This window comes from Mesorhizobium sp. M0598, assembly GCF_040320865.1.
Lineage (GTDB): Bacteria > Pseudomonadota > Alphaproteobacteria > Rhizobiales > Rhizobiaceae > Mesorhizobium.
The window spans coordinates 247,546-266,302 of the sequence record NZ_JAMYQL010000003.1; the positions used below are offsets into that span (position 1 = coordinate 247,546).

General features: G+C 63.2%; 19 protein-coding genes. 11 read left to right on the forward strand and 8 right to left on the reverse strand.

Translation table 11 applies throughout. From position 1 onward, the window contains the following. Positions 1-45: 45 nt before the first annotated feature. The 4 genes from NKI59_RS06150 (at position 46) to NKI59_RS06165 (ending at position 4,542) form a co-directional block, all read left to right on the forward strand. Complete coding sequence (locus NKI59_RS06150) at positions 46-2,787, forward strand: DUF4118 domain-containing protein (protein WP_352702995.1); 2,742 nt, start codon at positions 46-48, stop codon at positions 2,785-2,787. Further along, positions 2,784-3,476: a response regulator transcription factor gene (locus NKI59_RS06155; protein ID WP_352448298.1), complete on the forward strand. Its 693-nt coding sequence runs from the start codon at positions 2,784-2,786 to the stop codon at positions 3,474-3,476. The genes NKI59_RS06150 and NKI59_RS06155 overlap by 4 nt, the downstream gene beginning before the upstream one ends. Before the next feature lie 120 nt (positions 3,477-3,596). Then, a complete protein-coding gene (locus tag NKI59_RS06160) occupies positions 3,597-3,902 on the forward strand; it encodes a hypothetical protein (RefSeq protein ID WP_352702998.1) in 306 nt (101 codons plus the stop codon). Between the two features lie 130 nt (positions 3,903-4,032). Beyond that, positions 4,033-4,542, forward strand: a complete 510-nt coding sequence (locus tag NKI59_RS06165) for an NUDIX hydrolase (protein ID WP_352703000.1) — start codon at positions 4,033-4,035, stop codon at positions 4,540-4,542. A 78-nt stretch (positions 4,543-4,620) separates the two neighbouring features. Here the strand turns inward: NKI59_RS06165 and NKI59_RS06170 are convergent, their stop codons facing one another. The 6 genes from NKI59_RS06170 to NKI59_RS06195 form a co-directional block, all read right to left on the reverse strand. Continuing rightward, on the reverse strand, positions 4,621-5,472 hold the full coding sequence (locus tag NKI59_RS06170) for a citryl-CoA lyase (protein ID WP_352703002.1): 852 nt from the start codon (positions 5,470-5,472) through the stop codon (positions 4,621-4,623). After that, on the reverse strand, positions 5,469-6,653 hold the full coding sequence (locus tag NKI59_RS06175) for a CaiB/BaiF CoA transferase family protein (protein WP_352703004.1): 1,185 nt from the start codon (positions 6,651-6,653) through the stop codon (positions 5,469-5,471). The genes NKI59_RS06170 and NKI59_RS06175 overlap by 4 nt, the downstream gene beginning before the upstream one ends. Before the next feature lie 15 nt (positions 6,654-6,668). After that, positions 6,669-8,192, reverse strand: a complete 1,524-nt coding sequence (locus NKI59_RS06180; protein ID WP_352703007.1) for a tripartite tricarboxylate transporter permease — start codon at positions 8,190-8,192, stop codon at positions 6,669-6,671. A 4-nt stretch (positions 8,193-8,196) separates the two neighbouring features. Continuing rightward, complete coding sequence (locus tag NKI59_RS06185; protein ID WP_352703009.1) at positions 8,197-8,730, reverse strand: tripartite tricarboxylate transporter TctB family protein; 534 nt, start codon at positions 8,728-8,730, stop codon at positions 8,197-8,199. Positions 8,731-8,887: 157 nt separating this feature from the next. Further along, positions 8,888-9,865: a Bug family tripartite tricarboxylate transporter substrate binding protein gene (locus NKI59_RS06190; RefSeq protein ID WP_352576226.1), complete on the reverse strand. Its 978-nt coding sequence runs from the start codon at positions 9,863-9,865 to the stop codon at positions 8,888-8,890. A gap of 205 nt (positions 9,866-10,070) precedes the next feature. Next, positions 10,071-10,610 (reverse strand): GNAT family N-acetyltransferase, encoded by a 540-nt coding sequence (locus NKI59_RS06195; RefSeq protein ID WP_352616458.1) that lies wholly within the window; start codon positions 10,608-10,610, stop codon positions 10,071-10,073. A 226-nt stretch (positions 10,611-10,836) separates the two neighbouring features. Between NKI59_RS06195 and NKI59_RS06200 the strand changes: the two genes are divergently transcribed. The 4 genes from NKI59_RS06200 (at position 10,837) to NKI59_RS06215 (ending at position 14,523) form a co-directional block, all read left to right on the forward strand. Further along, positions 10,837-11,292: a DUF2214 family protein gene (locus NKI59_RS06200; protein ID WP_352703011.1), complete on the forward strand. Its 456-nt coding sequence runs from the start codon at positions 10,837-10,839 to the stop codon at positions 11,290-11,292. Between the two features lie 185 nt (positions 11,293-11,477). Beyond that, positions 11,478-12,455: a tripartite tricarboxylate transporter substrate-binding protein gene (locus NKI59_RS06205; protein WP_352703013.1), complete on the forward strand. Its 978-nt coding sequence runs from the start codon at positions 11,478-11,480 to the stop codon at positions 12,453-12,455. Positions 12,456-12,534: 79 nt separating this feature from the next. Further along, a complete protein-coding gene (locus NKI59_RS06210; RefSeq protein WP_352703015.1) occupies positions 12,535-13,002 on the forward strand; it encodes a tripartite tricarboxylate transporter TctB family protein in 468 nt (155 codons plus the stop codon). Between the two features lie 9 nt (positions 13,003-13,011). Then, positions 13,012-14,523 (forward strand): tripartite tricarboxylate transporter permease, encoded by a 1,512-nt coding sequence (locus NKI59_RS06215; protein ID WP_352703017.1) that lies wholly within the window; start codon positions 13,012-13,014, stop codon positions 14,521-14,523. 34 nt (positions 14,524-14,557) lie between these two features. Here NKI59_RS06215 and nth read toward each other — a convergent pair whose 3' ends face one another. Continuing rightward, positions 14,558-15,379, reverse strand: a complete 822-nt coding sequence (gene nth, locus NKI59_RS06220; protein WP_352703020.1) for an endonuclease III — start codon at positions 15,377-15,379, stop codon at positions 14,558-14,560. A gap of 22 nt (positions 15,380-15,401) precedes the next feature. Here nth and NKI59_RS06225 point away from each other — a divergent pair, with 22 nt between their 5' ends. After that, the gene (locus tag NKI59_RS06225) at positions 15,402-15,896 is read left to right on the forward strand and encodes a DUF2244 domain-containing protein (protein WP_023675281.1); all 495 of its coding nucleotides are present in this window, start codon (positions 15,402-15,404) and stop codon (positions 15,894-15,896) included. Positions 15,897-15,905: 9 nt separating this feature from the next. Here the strand turns inward: NKI59_RS06225 and NKI59_RS06230 are convergent, their stop codons facing one another. After that, positions 15,906-16,721, reverse strand: a complete 816-nt coding sequence (locus NKI59_RS06230; RefSeq protein ID WP_352620281.1) for a class I SAM-dependent methyltransferase — start codon at positions 16,719-16,721, stop codon at positions 15,906-15,908. Between the two features lie 115 nt (positions 16,722-16,836). Between NKI59_RS06230 and NKI59_RS06235 the strand changes: the two genes are divergently transcribed. Both NKI59_RS06235 and NKI59_RS06240 read left to right on the forward strand, forming a co-directional pair. Continuing rightward, complete coding sequence (locus NKI59_RS06235) at positions 16,837-17,727, forward strand: methylated-DNA--[protein]-cysteine S-methyltransferase (protein ID WP_352703022.1); 891 nt, start codon at positions 16,837-16,839, stop codon at positions 17,725-17,727. A gap of 117 nt (positions 17,728-17,844) precedes the next feature. Beyond that, complete coding sequence (locus NKI59_RS06240) at positions 17,845-18,753, forward strand: ribokinase (protein WP_352703024.1); 909 nt, start codon at positions 17,845-17,847, stop codon at positions 18,751-18,753. Positions 18,754-18,757 lie beyond the last annotated feature (4 nt).

An 18,757-nucleotide genomic window follows, 5' to 3' on the forward strand; every position in this document is an offset into this window, starting at 1 on the left:
CGCCGGGATCGACACCGAAGCCGGCGCCGTTCATGATTGACCCTTATGCCAGACGACAGCCGCACCGCCGAAACCAGGCCCTCTCCCGACGCGCTGCTCGAGCATGCCGAGCGGGAGGAGCGCGGTCGCCTGAGGATATTTCTCGGCGCCGCCCCCGGTGTCGGCAAGACCTACGAGATGCTGATGTCGGGCCGCGCCAGGCTGGCCGACGGGGTCGACGTGGTGATCGGCATCGTCGAGACGCACGGCCGCAAGGAAACCCAGACGCTCGTCGAAGGCTACGAGGTCATTCCTCGCCTTGAGATCGATTACAAGGGGCGGATCCTTGAGGAGATGAATCTCGACGCCATCCTCGCCCGGCACCCGGCGCTAGTTCTGGTCGACGAACTCGCCCACACCAACGTCGCCGGCAGCCGTCACCCCAAGCGCTATCTCGACGTCCAGGAAATCCTGACGCACGGCATCGATGTCTACACGACGCTGAATATCCAGCACGTCGAGAGCCTGAACGATGTCGTGGCGCAGATCACCCGCGTCAGGGTGCGGGAAACTGTCCCCGACTCCATAATCGACCAGGCCGACGACATCGAGATCATCGACCTCACCCCCGACGATCTGATCAAGCGGCTTGAGGAAGGCAAGGTCTACATCCCCAGCACCGCCCAGCGCGCCATCGAGAACTATTTCTCGCCGGGCAATCTGACGGCGCTCCGGGAATTGGCGCTCCGCCGCACTGCCCAGCGGGTCGACGAGCAGTTGCTGACCCACATGCAGGCCCACGCGATACCCGGGCCTTGGGCGGCGGGGGAAAGGGTTCTCGTCTGCGTCGATGCGCGTCCGGGCGGGGCGGCCCGTGTACGTTATGCGCGGAGGTTGGCCGACCGGCTCCGCGCCCCTTGGACGGCGCTTCATGTCGATACCCCTCGTTCAGCTGCCATGCCCGAGGAGGACAAGGATCGGCTGGCGACGCAGCTGCGCCTTGCCGAGCAGCTCGGTGCCGAGGTGACGACCATTCCGGGTCAGAACGTCGCGCAAGACATCGTTCGGCATGCGACGGCGAACAACTTCACCCATATCGTGATCGGCAGGCCGACCCGATCGCGCTGGCGGGAATTGATCGAAGGCTCGCTCACTTACGATCTCATCCGCAATGCCGGCGACATCAGCGTCCATGTCATTTCGGGAAGCGAACGCAACGCCGAGGCGACGTCGAGGACCGTCAAGGCGGCGGACGAGCAGTGGCAGTTCGAGATCTGGCCCTATCTCATGGCCACGGCCTATGTTGTTGGCTCGCTCGCCTTCGCCGTCCTTCTCGACCAGTTTCTCGACGTCCGCAATCTGGCGATCATCTTTCTCATTGGGGTCCTGACGTCGGCGGTGACCGGCGGTCTCTGGCCGGCTTTGTATGCCTGCCTCATCAGCGCCATTGCCTTCAACTATTTCTTCCTGGAACCACGCTACACGCTGACGATCGAGGATCCGGAGAGCATCGTTGCGCTGGCTGTCTTCCTGGTTGTTGCGGTCATTGCCAGCAATCTAACAGCGCGCGTGCAGCGTCAGGCGGTCGCTGCGCGCTCGCGGGCACGCGCCACGGAAGATATTTATCTCTTCTCAAAGAAGCTCGCCGGCGCTGGGACGCTTGATGACGTTCTCTGGGCGACTGCCTTCCAGATCGCCTCGATGCTGAAGCTGCGCGTGGTGCTGCTTCTGCCGGAGAACGGCACAATTGCGGTCAAAGCCGGCTACCCACCCGACGACACGCTGGCCGAGGCCGACATCGCAGCAGCCCGCTGGGCCTGGGAGCATAACCGCGCCGCCGGGCGCGGCGCCGACACGCTGCCCGGAGCAAAGCGCCTCTATCTGCCCTTGCGGACCGGACGCACGGCGGTAGGCGTTGTCGGCCTCGACAACGACAAGCAAGGTCCGCTGCTGACACCCGAGCAGCAGCGTCTGCTCGATGCGCTCGCCGACCAGGCGGCGGTCGCCATCGAGCGCATCCAGCTCGTCGCCGATGTTGACCGGGCCAAGCTTGCGGCCGAGGCAGACCGTCTGCGCTCAGCCTTGCTCACCTCCATTTCCCACGATTTGAAAACGCCGCTTGCCGCCATCATGGGCGCGGCCGGAACACTCAGGGACTTCGAGGCCGCGCTTCCCGAGCAGGACCGGGCGGAACTGCTGTCGACCGTGCTCGATGAAGCGGAGAGGCTTAACCGCTTCATCGCCAATCTGCTCGATATGACCAAGATCGAATCCGGCACGATGGAGCCGAACTATGCGTTTCACTATCTCGGCGACATTGTCGGTTCAGCTCTGTATCGGGCCCGCAAAATCGTCGGCGAGCATAAGACCGAGATCGACATTCCATCGGATCTGCCGATGTTGCGGGTCGACCCCGTTCTGTTCGAACAGGTGCTGTTCAACCTCCTCGACAATGCTGCAAAATACGCGCCGCCAGGTTCGACGATCCGCCTGCAAGCCTGGGCCGACAACGGCTTCGTCATCCTGCAGATCATGGATGAGGGACCAGGCATTCCGCCAGCGGATCTAGAGCGCGTTTTCGACACTTTCTACCGTGTGCGCAAGGGTGACCAGGTGCGTGCCGGCACGGGGCTCGGCCTGTCGATTTGCCGCGGCTTCATCGAAGCGATGGGCGGGACGCTCTTGGCGGCAAACAGGTCCGACCGCTCGGGGGCGGTTTTCACCATCAGGATGCAACTGGTGCCGGCGGAACTGCCCAATCTCGGCGAACCCGAGACGGGCCATCAAAATATGGACGATCTGGCATGACGAGCCTGGACGTCAGGATATTGGTGGTGGACGACGAACCGCCGATCCGGAAACTGCTTCGCGTCGGGCTTGGCAGCCAAGGCTATGCGATCAGCGAGGCGCCGAACGCCAGGGCGGCGATTGAACTCATCGCGACGGAAAAGCCGGACCTTGTGCTGCTCGATCTCGGCCTGCCCGGCATGAGCGGGCATGAGTTGCTCCGCAAATGGCGGGATGATGGCCTGGACATTCCCGTGGTTATTCTTTCCAGCCGAACCGACGAGGCCGGCATCGTCTCGGCCCTCGAACTCGGCGCCGACGATTATGTCACCAAGCCATTCGGTATGAACGAGCTTGTCGCACGCATCCGCGTCGCGCTTCGCCACAAGTTCCAGCAGCAGGGTGAGAGACCGGTGTTCCAGACCGGCGACCTCTCCGTCGATCTGGTGAAGCGCATCGTCAAGGTCGAGGACAAGGAGATAAAGCTCTCGCCGAAGGAATACGACATTCTTCGCACCTTGGTGCAGCACGCCGGCAAGGTTCTCACCCACCAGTTCCTGCTGAAGCAGGTCTGGGGCGATTCCACCGACGTTCAATATCTCAGAGTCTATGTCCGGCAACTCAGGCTAAAGATTGAGAAGACGCCCGACCAGCCCCGCTATATCACGACCGAGACCGGCGTCGGATACCGGCTGCGCGAAGTCGATTGACGGGACGAGCATCCGAAGCGGAAATGCCCCTTCCAATCCGCTTCAAATCAGCGGCGGCCATGGTGTCGCCGGACAAAAGCCCTATATTAAGGGAAGATCGGTTTGTGCGGGAATGAATGGATGTCACGGCTTCGTCTATTGACGTTTTTAGGGTCGGCAATGCTGACTGCGGCGATGCTGTCGGGCGTAAATCCTGCTGCATCGGCACAGGTCGTCAGTCCCGCCGACCGCAACGTGTTGATCCAGCAGGACCAGTTGCAGATGTTGGAGAACAGGCTGCGTCGGCAGCAGTACCAGCAGCAGCAACAGCAGTACCGTGCCCAGGATCGCCAAATCCCAATACCGCAACGGCAGGAGGTGCCGCAGATGAGGCCAACTTGCCAGTTGCTGCCGTCGGGGAGCGGCTTTGTCAGCTCTTGCCGCTGACGACCGGTCCCTTTCATTTATTTAGCCGACTTATATACTGGGGAAACCGCTCCGCCTGCGCCCCATTGAAAGCGGGCGAGTTTGCAACGCTGCCCTTGCCGTCTGGGCACCGATTCGACTGGATTATCGAATGGCAGCCAGCAAGAAGAAGGTTGTACGCAAGGCAAGGAAGGGCGACGGGGTTCGCCAGGTCGCGGCGATCCCCTTTCGGCTGAATGGGCATGGCGGAGTCGAGGTGATGCTCGTCACATCGCGAACGACGAGGCGCTTCATCGTGCCGAAGGGCTGGCCGATGAAGGGCAAGAGCGGCCGCAAGGCGGCCACTATCGAAGCACAGGAAGAAGCCGGCGTTCTCGGCAAGACACTGAAACAACCGGCCGGCACCTATTCCTACTGGAAGCGGCTGGCAAACCGCTTCGTCCGTGTCGACGTCGTCGTCTATTTGCTGGAAGTAACCGAGGAACTTGCCGACTGGCAGGAAGCCAGGAGGCGGCAGCGGGCATGGCTGGCACCAGCCGACGCGGCGTTGCTCATCGACGAGCCGGATCTTTCGGCGCTGGTGAGGAACATCAGGATTGCCGAGCTGGAGCATAATCCCAAAAAGCAGAGTCCGGCGTTCGGAAAAGATCCCGCTCAATAGAAGATGGAGGCCTGTCCCGACTGTGTCGGGATGGAATTGATTCCAGCGCCCGCCGCCGCCGTCTCTTGAACCGATGCCTCACTGACTGCCATCGTCTTCCTCGGGCAGAGGCCGCGCCGGCGTGCCGGCATAGGCCCACAGCCATTCGCGCGGCAGCGGCCCCTTGTTGCGGTCGCTTTCCTGCGACTGTTCCCACGCATGTGCGAGGATACCGACCGAGCGCGACAGCACGAAAAGGCCGCGCGTCAGCGGCGGCGGAAAGCCGAGCTCGCCGTAGATGACGGCCGTGGCGCCGTCGATATTGAGGGGGATTTTTTTGCCCTTGCGCCGCGCCACCTCGGCCTCGATCGCCTCGGCGATGTCGGCGAAGCGCCCGCTGACGATGCCGCGCGCGGCAAAGTCGTGGGTTAGCTCGATGAGGCGGGGCGCCCGCGGGTCGACCGGATGGAAACGATGGCCGAGCCCGGGCACATAGCCGTTTTCCCCGGCAAGGAAACGATCGAGCCGCGCCGACACGGCGTCCGCAAGCGGCATGCCGGCGTCCAGTTCGGCAGCGATGTCTCCGTAGAAGGAAAGCGCCTGTTCGCCGGCGCCGCCATGCACATCGCCAAGCACGTTGACGGCTGATGCCATGGCGCTGTTGATGCCGACGCCGCAGGTGATCGCCATACGGGCGATGGCGATCGACGGCGCCTGCGGCCCATGGTCGACGGCAGCACCCAGCGCGATGCCAAGCAGCGCCGCCTGCTCCTCGCTTGGCAGTTCGCCGCGCAGCATCAGCCAGATCATTGCCGGAAAGCTGACGCGGCCGATCAGATCCTGGATTTCATAGCCGCGCAGCCGGATGACGCCGGGGCGCATCTCGATGATGCCGGTCTGCCACCATTCCTCGCCGCGTGTGCGACCAGTCTTGTTTTGCGTTCCGCTCATGCCTTCGCTCTTTTCCTGGCACGCGGCGGCAGGCCGGCAAAAACCTCGTCCATATGCTCGCCGAGCCCCGGCGGCGGCCTGCTCGGCAAAGGTGCCTCGCCATCGACCATGAAGCCGCCGCGCACCACGGTCAGCGGCCTGTCCATCCCGGACACTGCCGGATAGCGCGCCGTCATGCCGCGCTCGATCACCTGTCGCTCCTGCAGTACCTGCGGGATTGTCAGCACCCGGCCTGCCGGCACGCCGGCGCGATTGAACGTCTCCTCCCAGGCGGCGGCCGAGCCGCTCGCCAAGGCATCCTCGATCAGCGCTTTCAATGCAATGCGGTTCTGCTTGCGCGTTTCGCGCTCGGCAAAGCGGACATCCGACGCCAACTCCGGCCGACCGATCAATCGGCAGAGCGCGACGAACTGCTCCTGCTTGTTGGCTGCGATGTTGAGCAAGCCGTCGCCGGTGCGAAACGCGCCAGACGGTGCGGCCGTCATGTTTTCATTGCCCATCGGCTGCGGCTCGACGTCAGCCGTCAGATAGTTCGACACCGGCCAGCCGAGCGCAGAAAGCGTGCATTCGAGCATCGACACGTCGAGGAACGCGCCCTCGCCTGTCGTCTTCTGCTTGACCAGTGCGGCGGTAATGGCGAAGGCTCCGACCAGCCCGCCAAGCGTATCGGCGACGGGATAGCCGACACGCAGCGGCGCCGTTTCCGGTGTACCGGTGATGCTCATAATGCCGGAAAGACCCTGGATGATCTGGTCGTAGGCTGGATTGTCGCGCATCGGCCCGGTCTGGCCGAAGCCCGATATCGCACAATAGACAAGGCTTGGCCGGACCTCCTTCAGCCTGGCGTGGCCAAGCCCCAGCCGGTCCATTACGCCGGGGCGGAAATTCTCGACCAGCGCGTCGGCCGAAGCGACCAGATCGAGGAAGCGTTCGCGGTCGGCCTCGTGCTTGAGATCGAGCGCCACCGAGCGTTTGCCGGCATTCTGCGCCAGGAACGAAGCGCCCATGCCCGCCCGGTTGAGCTCCGGCGAGGCGCCGAGCTGGCGCGCCAGATCACCGCCTTGCGGCGTCTCGACCTTGATGACATCGGCCCCGAGCAACGCCAGCTGGTAGGCGCAATAGGGGCCGGCCAGCACATTGGTCAGGTCGAGAACGCGGATGCCGGAAAGCAGGTCTGTCATGACGTCACGAACAGCTCAGGCATCGCCCGGCACGTGCTCCGGTCCACGCATGCGCCTGTGCTCGATGTAGGCCCAGATATGCGGTCCAACCAGCCCGATGAAGGCCAGCGTCAGCAGCGTCAGCGACAGCGGATGCTTGTAGAACACCGTCCAGTCGCCATTCGAGATGGTCATCGCGCGGCGGAACTGCGTTTCGGCAAGCGGCCCGAGAATCATGCCGATGATGACGGGCGCGGTCGGGAAATCGAAACGCCGCATCAGAAAGCCGGCGGCACCGAGCAGATAGAGGATGGCGAGGTCGATCGGCGATTGCGAGATGCCGTAAGTGCCGACCGTGGCGAACACCAGGATGCCGGCATAGAGTTGCGGGGCCGGGATCTTCAGCAATCGCACCCAGAGCCCGATCAGCGGCAGGTTGAGGACGACGAGGATGACATTGGCGATGAACAGGCTGGCGATCAGCCCCCACACCAGGTCGGCCTGTGTCGTCAGCAGCAGCGGCCCGGGATTGATGCCGTAGCTCTGGAATGCCGACAGCATGATCGCGGCCGTCGCCGAGGTCGGCAGGCCGAGCGTCAGCATCGGCACCAGCACGCCGGCCGCGGATGCATTGTTTGCGGCCTCCGGCCCGGCAACGCCCTCGATGGCGCCGACGGTGCCGAACTCCTCCTTGTGTCTGGAGAGTTTCTTCTCGATGGCATAGGAGAGGAAGGTCGGGATTTCGGCGCCGCCGGCCGGCATGGCGCCGATCGGGAAGCCGATCAGGGAGCCGCGCAGCCATGGCCTCCACGAGCGCGACCATTCAGCCGCGGTCATGTAGAGCGACCCTTTCAACGGCACGATGTCGTCCTTGCCGGCATAGCGGCGCGAGGCCATGTAAAGCGTCTCGCCAACGGCGAACAGGCCAACGGCGACGACGATGACGTCGACGCCGTCCAACAATTCGCTCATGCCGAAGGTGAAGCGCGGCTGCCCCGTCTGGAGGTCGACGCCAATCATGCCGACGACGAAGCCGACGAACAGGCTGGTCAGGCCGCGCACCGACGACGAGCCGAGCACCGCCGAAACCGTGATGAAGGCCAGCACCATCAGCGAGAAATATTCGGCCGGGCCGAAGGCCAGCGCGAATTTGACGACGATCGGCGCCAGGAAGGCAACGCCGATCGTGCCCAGCGTGCCGGCGACGAAGGAGCCGATCGCCGAGGTCGCCAGCGCCGCACCGCCACGGCCGGAGCGGGCCATCCGGTTGCCTTCCAGCGCGGTGACGATGGTGGCGCTTTCGCCAGGCGTGTTGAGCAGGATCGATGTCGTCGAGCCGCCATACATGGCGCCGTAGTAGATGCCGGCAAACAGGATGAACGACGCCTCCGGTGCCACCTGGTAGGTGATCGGCAACAGCAGCGCGATGGTCAGTGCCGGCCCGAGGCCGGGCAGCACGCCGATGGCAGTCCCCAGCGTGGTGCCGACCAGGCACCATATGAGATTGATCGGCGAGAAGGCGACCGAAAATCCGTGCGCGAGATGGCCGAGCGTTTCCATGGCGTCAGCCCCTCAGCATGGCGACGATCGAATCGACGATCGCGTTCAGCTGGTTTTCGATGAAGCCGGCGCCGATATTGACGCCAAGCGCCCTGGCAAAGCCGAAATAGGCGGCCAGCGCCAGGATCAGCCCGAGCAGCACGTCACGCAGCGGACGCCGGCTGCCGAAACCGTGGCAGATGAGAACGAACATGATGACAGATGCAGCGGTAAAGCCGAGCGGCTGGATCAGCACCAGATTGGCGATCAGTCCGAGGGCGACGATGCCCATCGCCTTCCAGTCGGTCGGCGTCTCCTTTTCGTCCTCCGGCTGCCATCCGCCCCGCAAGGCGGCAATGATCAGCAGCAGCGACAGGATCACCATCCCGGTCATGGTGATGTAGGGAAAGACGGTCGGACCGACCTTGGAATAGAGAGGCGAGACCGGGATTGCCAGCGTCTGCCAGGCAACCGCACCGGCACAGGCGAGGAGCCCAACGCCGATCAGCAGTTCGGGCACTGCAAGGCGCGGCGGCGCCTGCTGGTCGCTGGTGCTCATCATCGTCCTCCCAATGCCAGCCCCGAGGGCCGGTTCTCCTTGGACCGGTCTCACTCGGCCGATCTCGGCGTAGTTTCACCTCCGGCGCCGCGTATGTCCATGCGGCTGGCGAAAGTCGGCAAGGGTTGGCGCAGGCTGCCACCCCTTGCCGAGAGCATCACGCTAGACCGAGGTCCTTGAGGATCGTCCCGATGCGGGCCGTGTCTTCGGCGACGAATTTCGCATAATCGTCACCGGTGAGCAGGATCTGCGTCCAGTTGCGGTTCTTGCATTCGGTGGCCCAGGCGTCGCTCTTGGCCATGGTCTCGATCAGCTTGATCATTGCTGCCTTGTCGGCGTCCGAGACGCCGGGCGGTGCGAAGACGCCGCGCCAGTTGAACAGCTCGACATCGATGCCGGCTTCCTTCATCGTCGGCGCATCGATTCCCTCCTGGCGTTTATCTGCGGAGATGGCCAGCAGCCGCAGCGCACCCGCCTTGACCTGTTCGGCGAACTCGCCATAGCCGGAGATGCCGGCCGCGACCTGGTTGCCGAGCAGCGCCGAAAGCGCCTCGCCGCCGCCGGCGAACGGCACATAGGAAAGATTGGTAGCCGGAACACCAACGGTCTTGGCGATGAGGCCGAACAATATATGGTCCGAGCCGCCGGCCGAACCGCCGGCGACCGGAACCTGCGTCGGGTCGGCTTTGAGGGCGGCAACAAAGTCGGCCGCAGTCTTGAATGGCGAGGCGGCCGGCACCACAAGCGCCTCAAACTCGCCAGTAAGGCGGGCGATTGGCGTGACCTCGGTAAGGTTGTTAGCCGCCTTGTTGGCGATGATCGCGCCGACCATGACCATGCCGGCCACCATCAGCGCATTGCCCTTGCCCTTCCACTGGTTGACGAATTGCGGCAGGCCGACAGTACCGCCGGCGCCGCCGACATTGGTGATCTGCGAGCCGGAAATCAGTTTTTCGCTGCGCAGCACCTGGTCCATGGCGCGCGCCGTCTGGTCCCAGCCGCCGCCTGGCGCCGCTGGCACGAAAATCTGCAGCTGCGGCGCGTCCTGCGCGAAGGCGGGGATAAAATGCGATTGCGCGAGTCCGGCAGCACCTGCTGCCGCGGTGCTCATCAAGAATCGGCGTCTGTTCAGCATGGGATTCCTCCAAATCGCGACACCTCCTCCGGTGCCTGCCAGAAACGTGGCCTGACTTCAGACCCGCTCGATAAAATTCATGCAGAGTTTGCGTCTTCCTGTCAAAGACAGAACACGCCGCATGCGGCACAATCGGCCTGTGCGATCTTCAGGCAGGCGAACTCGACGCCGGACGACGCGGCAGGCAGAGGCCAGACAGCGTCCGTCAGGGCTGCCGCTCCAGCAGGATGGTCGGTTTGCCTTGGTAGACGGTTCGCAGCACTTCGCCATAACCACATTTTGCCGCGACGTTCAGCGATCCGGTGTTTTCCGGATCGATGATGCAGACGGTCTTCGCGGCGCCGAACGTCTCGTCGCCCCAGGCAAGCACCCGTGCGACGACTTCGCTGGCCAACCCGTGGCCATGCGCGCCCGAAACCAGAGCCCAGCCGGTCTCCGGAATGCCCTCAATCGACGGCGTCATGTCGCGTTTCAGATCGTGAAAGCCCGCCTCGCCGATGAAGCGGCCGGTCGCCTTTTCCTCGATCGCCCAGAAGCCGTAGCCCAGAAGCGACCACAGGCCGGCATGCCGCAGGAAGCGCATCCAGCTTTCCTCCCGCGTGCGCGGCTTGCCGCCGATAAAGCGGGTGACGACGGGATCGGCCCACATCGCGACATAGGCGTCGAAATCGTCAAGCCGGTGCGGCCGCAGGACCGTGCGCGAGGTCTCAATCACTGGGGCGACAATTGTATGCGGACTGGCCATGGTCATGTCTCGGTTGTGTTGCCGGTGCCTAATGCAGGTCTTCCAAAAGTGGGGACAGCGACACGCCCGAGACGGGAAATCCAAATCCGTTGCGAAAAACAAGAGCCAAGGCTGTGTAGATCATCTTCCAGGCTGATGTGAATCCTGCCAGGCGGTGTTATTTTTCGCCAGTATTTGGTTCACGTGCGTTCGGTTTCGGCGCTGCCGTCCGACAGAGGGGAACAGCATGGACACCACCGACCTTGTGCTTGCCATCTTCCATCATCTGCTGGTGTTTTCGCTGGCAGGCATCATCGGCGCCGAGTTCGTCCTGATCCGCAGCGACTTGTCCGCCGCGACGCTGAAGCGGCTTGTCGGCATCGATCGCCACTACGGCATCATCGCCATGCTGATCATCGTCGCCGGCATCGGCCGCGTCATCTATGGTCTCAAGGGCTGGGAATTCTACGTCTACAACTGGGTGTTCTGGGCAAAGATGGCCGCCTTCGCAATTGTCGGTCTGCTGTCGATCATCCCCACCATTCGTTTCCTATCCTGGAACAGGCAGGCGAGCGCCAGTCCCGGCTTCCAGGTGCCTGCGGCGGAGCTAGCGTCCGTTCGCACCTATGTCCGCACCGAGGCCTTCATCTTCCTGCTGATCCCGGTGTTCGCGGCAGCGATGGCGCGCGGCTACGGTTATTAAGATAGGTCGGAGGAAGGGCATCGCGCGGCCCAACCTTTCCACTCATTTGCGCGGACAAACGTGCAGTTTGCCGTTCGAGGCCGATTGTCATTTGTCGGGTTGCGCTAGTTATTGCTCCATCTACATTCGGTTTTGAGAGGAACTCCGCGCAGCGGTTGGTAATTCGTATCCTGGGAGGAATCACGATGAGAAAATTCGTCGCCACGCTGGCTGCCGTTGCGGCCGCCATGCTTTACCCGTTGGCCGCGGGCGCGCAGACGTACCCCGAACGCACCATCACCATTGTCGTGCCGTTTTCGGCCGGCGGCCCGACTGACACCGTCACGCGTCTTGTCGCGGAAGCCATGTCGAAGGACCTCGGCCAGCAGGTCATCGTCGAGAATGTCGGCGGCGCCGGCGGCACACTGGGCGCGGGCCGCGTCGCAAATGCCGAGCCTGACGGCTACACGCTGCTCCTCCATCACATCGGCATGGCGACAAGTGCTACGCTCTACAGAAAGCTCGCCTACGACACGCTGAACGCATTCGAATATGTCGGCCTCGTCACCGAGGTGCCGATGACCATCGTCGGCCGCAAGGACCTCGAGCCGACCGATCTGAAGGGGCTGGTCGACTACGCCAAGGCCAACAAGGACAGCATCACCGTTGCCAATGCCGGGATCGGTGCCGCCTCGCATCTGTGCGGCATGCTGTTTATGAGCGCCATCGGCACGCCGCTGGTCACCGTACCCTATAAGGGCACCGGCCCGGCCATGACCGATCTTCTCGGCGGCCAGGTCGACATCATGTGCGACCAGACGACCAATACCACCAAGCAGATCCAGGGCGGCACGATCAAGGCTTATGCCGTAACCTCGCCGCAACGGCTAGACGTGCTGCCGGACGTTCCGACGACGGTAGAGGCCGGTCTTCCCCAGGTGCAGGTCGGCATCTGGCACGGCATCTATGCACCCAAGGGCACGCCGGCCGAGATCACCGAACGCCTGTCGAAATCTCTGCAGGTGGCGCTGAAGGACCAGAACGTCGTCGCCCGATTTGCCGAACTCGGCACCAAGCCGTCGCCCGAGGCCGATGCCACGCCGGCCGCGCTCAAGGCCAAGCTGGAAAGTGAGATTGCGCGCTGGAAGCCGATCATCGAAGCGGCCGGCCAGTACGCCGACTAAAGGTTTTTAACGGGGCGCCGCCAGCGCTCCGTTTTTACACCGGCATCGGCACGCCCGTGAGGCGGGCCGGGAGGACGCCATGAAACCTTTCGCAATCGACAGAACCAACGGCATATGCGCCGCGCTGTTGATCTTTATTGGCGCCTTTTTCGCGCTGCAGTCGCTGGGCCTCGAAATCGGCACCGCCTTTCGCATGGGGCCGGGCTATTTCCCGCTGGTGCTGGCAATTGTGCTGATCTTGCTTGGCGCCGCCATCCTCGTCCAAGCGGTGCGTTTCGAGAGCGAGCCGATCGGTTACATTGCGTGGCGCGGCATGCTGTTCATCCTGCCTGCTCCGATCTTCTTCGGCCTGACGGTGCGCGGCCTCGGCTTCATCCCGTCGATCTTCCTGACGGCGCTGATCGCATCTTTCGGTAGCGGCCGTATGAAGCCGCTGACTGCACTCGTGCTGTCAGTCGGCCTGACGCTGTTCGCATTCGTCGTCTTCAGCTACGCACTCGGCCTGCCGTTTCGGCGTTTCGGCCCGTGGTTGCCACTGTCGTTGTGAGGAGATGAAATGGAACTCCTCAACAACCTCGCACTCGGCTTTTCGACAGCCACATCTTTGGCAAACCTCGGTTTCTGCCTGATCGGCGTCCTTCTCGGCACGCTGATTGGCGTCCTGCCCGGCATCGGTGCCACCGCAACCATCGCCATGCTGTTGCCGATCACCTTCCAGATCGGCGACCCGGTTTCCTCTCTCATCATGCTCGCCGGTATCTATTACGGCGCGCAGTATGGCGGCTCGACTACCGCTATTCTCATCAACATGCCCGGCGAATCCTCGTCGGCCGTCACCGCCATCGACGGCTACCAGATGGCCAGGAACGGCCGCGCCGGGGCGGCACTGGCGACCGCGGCGATAGGCTCGTTCTTTGCCGGCACGGTGTCGACCTTCCTCGTCGCCATCTTTGCCCCGCCGCTGACGGCCATAGCGTTGAAATTCGGTGCTGCCGAGTATTTTTCGCTGATGATTGTCGGTCTGGTCTCGTCCGTCGCGCTCGCCCACGGCTCGATCGTCAAGGCGCTGGCCATGGTCGTGCTCGGCCTGCTGCTCGGCCTTGTCGGCACCGATATCTACACCGGTACACCCCGTTTCACGCTCGGCATCCGCGAATATGCCGACGGGCTGAATTTCGTCGCAGTGGCGGTCGGTGTCTTCGGCGTCGCCGAGATACTGCGCAACCTCGAAAACGAGCATGAGCGTTCCGTGCTGATCCGAAAGATCTCCGGCCTTATGCCGACCCGCGAAGATTTTCGGCGCATGGCGGCTCCCATCGTGCGCGGAACGATCATCGGTTCGGCGCTCGGCATCCTGCCGGGAGGCGGCGCGATCCTTGCCGCCTTTGCCTCCTACACCGTCGAAAAACGTGTCTCGAAAAATCCCGGGGAATTCGGCAAGGGCGCCATCGAAGGCGTCGCCGGACCGGAATCGGCCAACAATGCCGGCGCCCAAACCTCCTTCATCCCGATGCTGACGCTCGGCATTCCGGCCAACCCGGTAATGGCGCTGATGATCGGCGCGATGATCATCCAGGGCATCGTGCCCGGCCCCAATGTCGCCATCGAACAGCCTGCACTGTTTTGGGGTATCATCACCTCGATGTGGATCGGCAATCTGATGCTGATCATCTTGAACCTGCCGCTGATCGGGCTTTGGGTGAAACTGCTTACGATCCCGTATTACGTGCTCTTCCCGATCATCATGGCGTTCTGCTCGATCGGCGTTTACAGCGTCAACACCAACGTCTACGACCTCTATGCCGTCGCCTTCTTCGGCTTGCTTGGCTACCTCCTGACCAAGCTGCGCTGCGAACCTGCGCCGCTGCTGCTCGGCTTCGTGCTCGGCCCGCTGCTCGAGGAAAACCTACGCCGCGCCATGATCCTCTCGCGCGGCGATCCGAGCACCTTCGTGACGCGGCCGATCAGCGCCAGCCTGCTCCTCATCGCGCTTGCCGTGCTCGTCATCGTGTTTCTCCCCGCGGTCAGGAAGAAGCGCGAGGAGGTGTTCGTCGAGGAGAGTTCCTGAATGTGGACGGCGCCACATAGGAGGAACTTCACAGTCACTTGGCGGGCACTGACTCAGTAGCCGCTTCTATTGGCCCGAGCGGCGCGATCTCGACCAGCGGTGCAGGCACGCTGGTCGTCTTTTCCTTGGCTTTGCAGATATCAGCGATGACGCAGGCCGGGCAATCCGGCTTGCGCGCCTTGCAGACATAGCGGCCGTGCAGGATCAGCCAATGATGCGCGTGCCGCATATATTCATCCGGAATGATCTTCAGGAAACCTTGCTCGACCTGTTCCGGCGTCTTGCCCGGCGCCAGGCCGAGCCTGTTACCGATGCGGAAGATGTGCGTGTCGACCGCCATCGTATGCTGGCCGAATGCCACGTTGAGCACGACGTTGGCGGTCTTGCGGCCGACACCCGGCAGCTCGACCAGTTGATCGCGATCCTCAGGCACCTCGCCACTATGGTCGCGGATCAGCGCCTCCGACAGCGCGATGACGTTCTTGGCCTTGTTGCGCCATAGCCCGATGGTGCGGATATGGTCGCCGAGCTTGGCCTCGCCCAGCGCCAGCATCTTTTGCGGCGTGTCGGCAATTTTGAACAGCGCCCGCGTCGCCTTGTTGACGCCGGCGTCCGTCGCCTGAGCCGAAAGCACCACCGCTACCAACAGCGTGAAGGCGTTGATATGTTCGAGCTCGCCCCTCGGTTCCGGCCGCTGAACGGAAAAGCGCCGGAAAATCTCATGCACCTCGGCCGCGCTGTAAAGCGCCCGCGATCTCGCCGGCCGCGGACGCGGCTTGACGTTCGAGCCGTCGCGGCGGCCGGGCAACAGGTCTTTTTTTAGCGCAGAAGAGTTTTTGGGCTTGGGGCTTGTCATTGCCTTCCTATAATATTCCCCAATGAGCGACACAAACGCCTCATTTCAGGCCGACGAGCCATTTTTCCAGGCGCTGCTGACACCGCACCGGTCGCTGGGCAAGACCGGCTTTGCCATCCTGATGGGCGCCCTGCTGTTCGGCTGGCTGGTGACCGGAGCTTTTTTTCTGTCGCGCGGCGCCTGGCCGGTGTTCGGCTTCTTCGGCCTCGACGTGATCGCCGTCTACATCGCCTTCCGCGCCAATTATCGTGCCGCCCGGGCTCGCGAGGAGGTATCGGTGTCGCGCACCAGCCTCGACATCCGCAAGACTGCCCCGTCAGGCAAATCGGAAGCACACCGCTTCAATCCGTTCTGGGCGCGCTTTTCGATCGCCCGCCACGCCGAGATCGGCATCACCAGAATGGCGGTCGAGGCGCAAGGAAAAACCGTCTCGATCGGCGGCTTTCTCAACCCCGCCGACCGCGAGAGTTTTGCCACCGCATTTTCGCGCGCTCTGGCAGCCGCCAAGGCGCGCTGAGCCAGCGTTTCAGAACCGATAGCGCAACAGCCTGCCGATCTTGCGCAATGCTGGAATGTATTTCCAAAGGCGAACAAACAGTTTCGCGAACCAGCGCATGCGAGCGGCATGTTCCGGCTTATAGGCAGGGATGTCCTCGACGAACCGCAGCTTCGGAACGGCTCGCTCCAATTCATGCGGGTTCTCGATGCTCCAATGGACCTCGGCACCGGTGGCGCGGAAGGAGGAATTGAGGCGAATGATCTTCAGGCCCAGGCGACTATAGGCATCGAAAACCAGTTCGCCGCTCGAAAGATATCCCACCAAACGAGAAAACAGTTGCTGCCCCTCCTCGGCGCCCAGGTAGGGAGTCAGGCCTTCCGCCACGACTATGGCCGGGCGATCCCGAGGTACTTCGTTCAGCCATCCCGGTTCGGTGACCGACGAAGCGATCAGGTGGTAGTGATCCCGCACTGGATAGAGCTTGCGCCTGAGGTCGATGACTTCGGGATAGTCGACGTCGAACCAGTCCACGCCGGCTGGCGGGTCGATACGGAATATGCGGGTATCGAGCCCACACCCGAGATGCAGTACGATGGCGTCAGGATTTCGGGCGAGAAAGTCCTGAACGCAGACGTCCAGCGTCTTTGCCCTGATTGCTAGACCGATGCCGAGATTGTTGTCGACCTTGAGCCGTGAGAAATCATAGTCGATGTTGCGCACCACTTCGTCGGCAAAGTAGTCCCTGAGCAGCGAATTGGGCAGCCGGCTCTCCAGCGCCTTGCCGTAAAGTGTCAAAAGCAAAGTCTCCTTTGCCCCGGTCAGGTTTACTTTTTCACCAGCCACGACCGTCCTCCCCATTCAAAGCCCAGCTCTATCTGGGTACATGCCGCGGGAAAGCAAGTTTCGGGTGGTGATCGGCGCCGCGAAGGACGATATTCGCACTCAAGGAGATACTGCCATGAACGCCCAAATGCCTCTCAAAACGACAGCAATCCTTCAGAAAGACATCACGCCTGAAGGTGGAGACTACGAAATCGTCCGTCGTGCCATCGAAAAGATCAGCCTCGACTATCGCGACCAGCCTTCGTTGGAAGTGCTGGCCGAGGAGGTCGGCGAGACACCGACCGGGCTGCAGAAGCTGTTCACCCGCTGGGCCGGCCTGTCGCCCAAGGCTTTTCTGCAGGCCGTCACCCTCGATCATGCGCGCAAGCTGCTCGATGCCGGCATGCCGCTGCTTGAAACCTCGTTCGAACTCGGCATGTCCGGCCCAGGCCGGCTGCACGATCTGTTCGTCACCCACGAAGCGATGTCGCCGGGCGATTACAAGACCCGCGGCGCAGGGCTCACCATCCGCTACGGCTATCATATCTCGCCTTTCGGCATCGCGCTGATCATGGTGACGGACCGCGGCCTTGCCGGCCTCGCCTTCAACGACCCCGGCGGCGAGCGTGCGGCCTTTGCCGACATGTCCAGCCGCTGGCCGAATGCGACCTATGTCGAGGACATGGCGGCGACGGCGCCCTATGCCGCGCGCATCTTCGATCCGTCGCTGTGGCGCGCCGACCAGCCGCTGCGCGTCGTCATGATCGGCACAGACTTCCAGGTCCGTGTCTGGGAGGCCTTGCTGCGTATTCCGATGGGCCAGGCCTGCACCTATTCCTCGATCGCCGCGCGCATCGGCGCACCGAGCGCCAGCCGGGCTGTCGGTGCCGCGGTCGGTGCCAATCCGATATCCTTCGTCGTGCCGTGCCACCGGGCTCTCGGCAAGTCCGGCGCACTCACCGGCTACCATTGGGGCCTGACCCGAAAACGCGCCATCCTCGGCTGGGAGGCGGGACAGGTCTCTTGAATAGCCAACGAATGGAAACGACACGAGCGATGCAAGGACCGCTAGGGTGACAAGCAGCGATCTTACGGAGTAGCTTCCCGCGCAATTAGAGTGGTATGCGCTAGCGGGAGGCATTTCTTGATCGTCGTCATCGGCTCCATCAATCTCGATCTCATCGCAAGTGTCGACCGCTTGCCCGGTCCCGGCGAGACCGTGCGCGGCTCCGGTTTCGCTACTGCCCCCGGCGGCAAGGGCGCCAACCAGGCGCTGGCCGCCGCCCGCGCCGGCGCCAAGGTGCGCATGGTCGGCGCGGTCGGCAAGGACAGCTTCGCCAGCGACGCTCTGGCGCTGCTGCGCGACGGCAAGATCGACCTGTCCGGCGTCGGCGAGACCTTTGCCTCGACCGGTACCGCGTTGATCATGGTCGGCGCCGACGGCGAGAACGTGATCGCCGTTGTGCCGGGCGCCAATGATTCGGTCGTGCCGGGTGACCTTTCCAAGGCCTTCCTGAAAAACGGCGACATCGTGCTGCTGCAATTGGAGATCCCGCTGCAGACCGTCGAGGCAGCACTCGACGCGGCAAGGACAGCCGGCGCGATCACAGTGCTCAACACCGCACCTTTCCATGGCGACGCGGCCGGCTTCCTCGGCAAGGCCGACTATCTCGTCGCCAACGAAACCGAGTTCGACCTCTACGGCGAGGCGCTGTCGTTGAATGGCCGCGACCGCCCGGCACGGATGCGCGACTATGCCGCGAGAACCGGCCGCACCATCGTCGTCACGCTTGGCTCGGACGGCGTTCTGGCGGCAACGCCGAACGATCTCCTGATGGTTCCGGCGCTGAAGATCAGTCCGCTCGATACGGTCGGCGCCGGCGACACGTTCTGCGGCTATTTTGCAGCCGGGCTGGCAGCCGGCCTGCCGCTCGACCAGGCGCTTGCCCGCGCTGCCGCAGCCGGTTCGCTGGCCTGCCTGAAGGCCGGTGCACAGCCGGCCATCCCGCTGGCCAGGGACGTCGATGCCGCCCTGCAGAAATCTGCAGGCTAAAGCG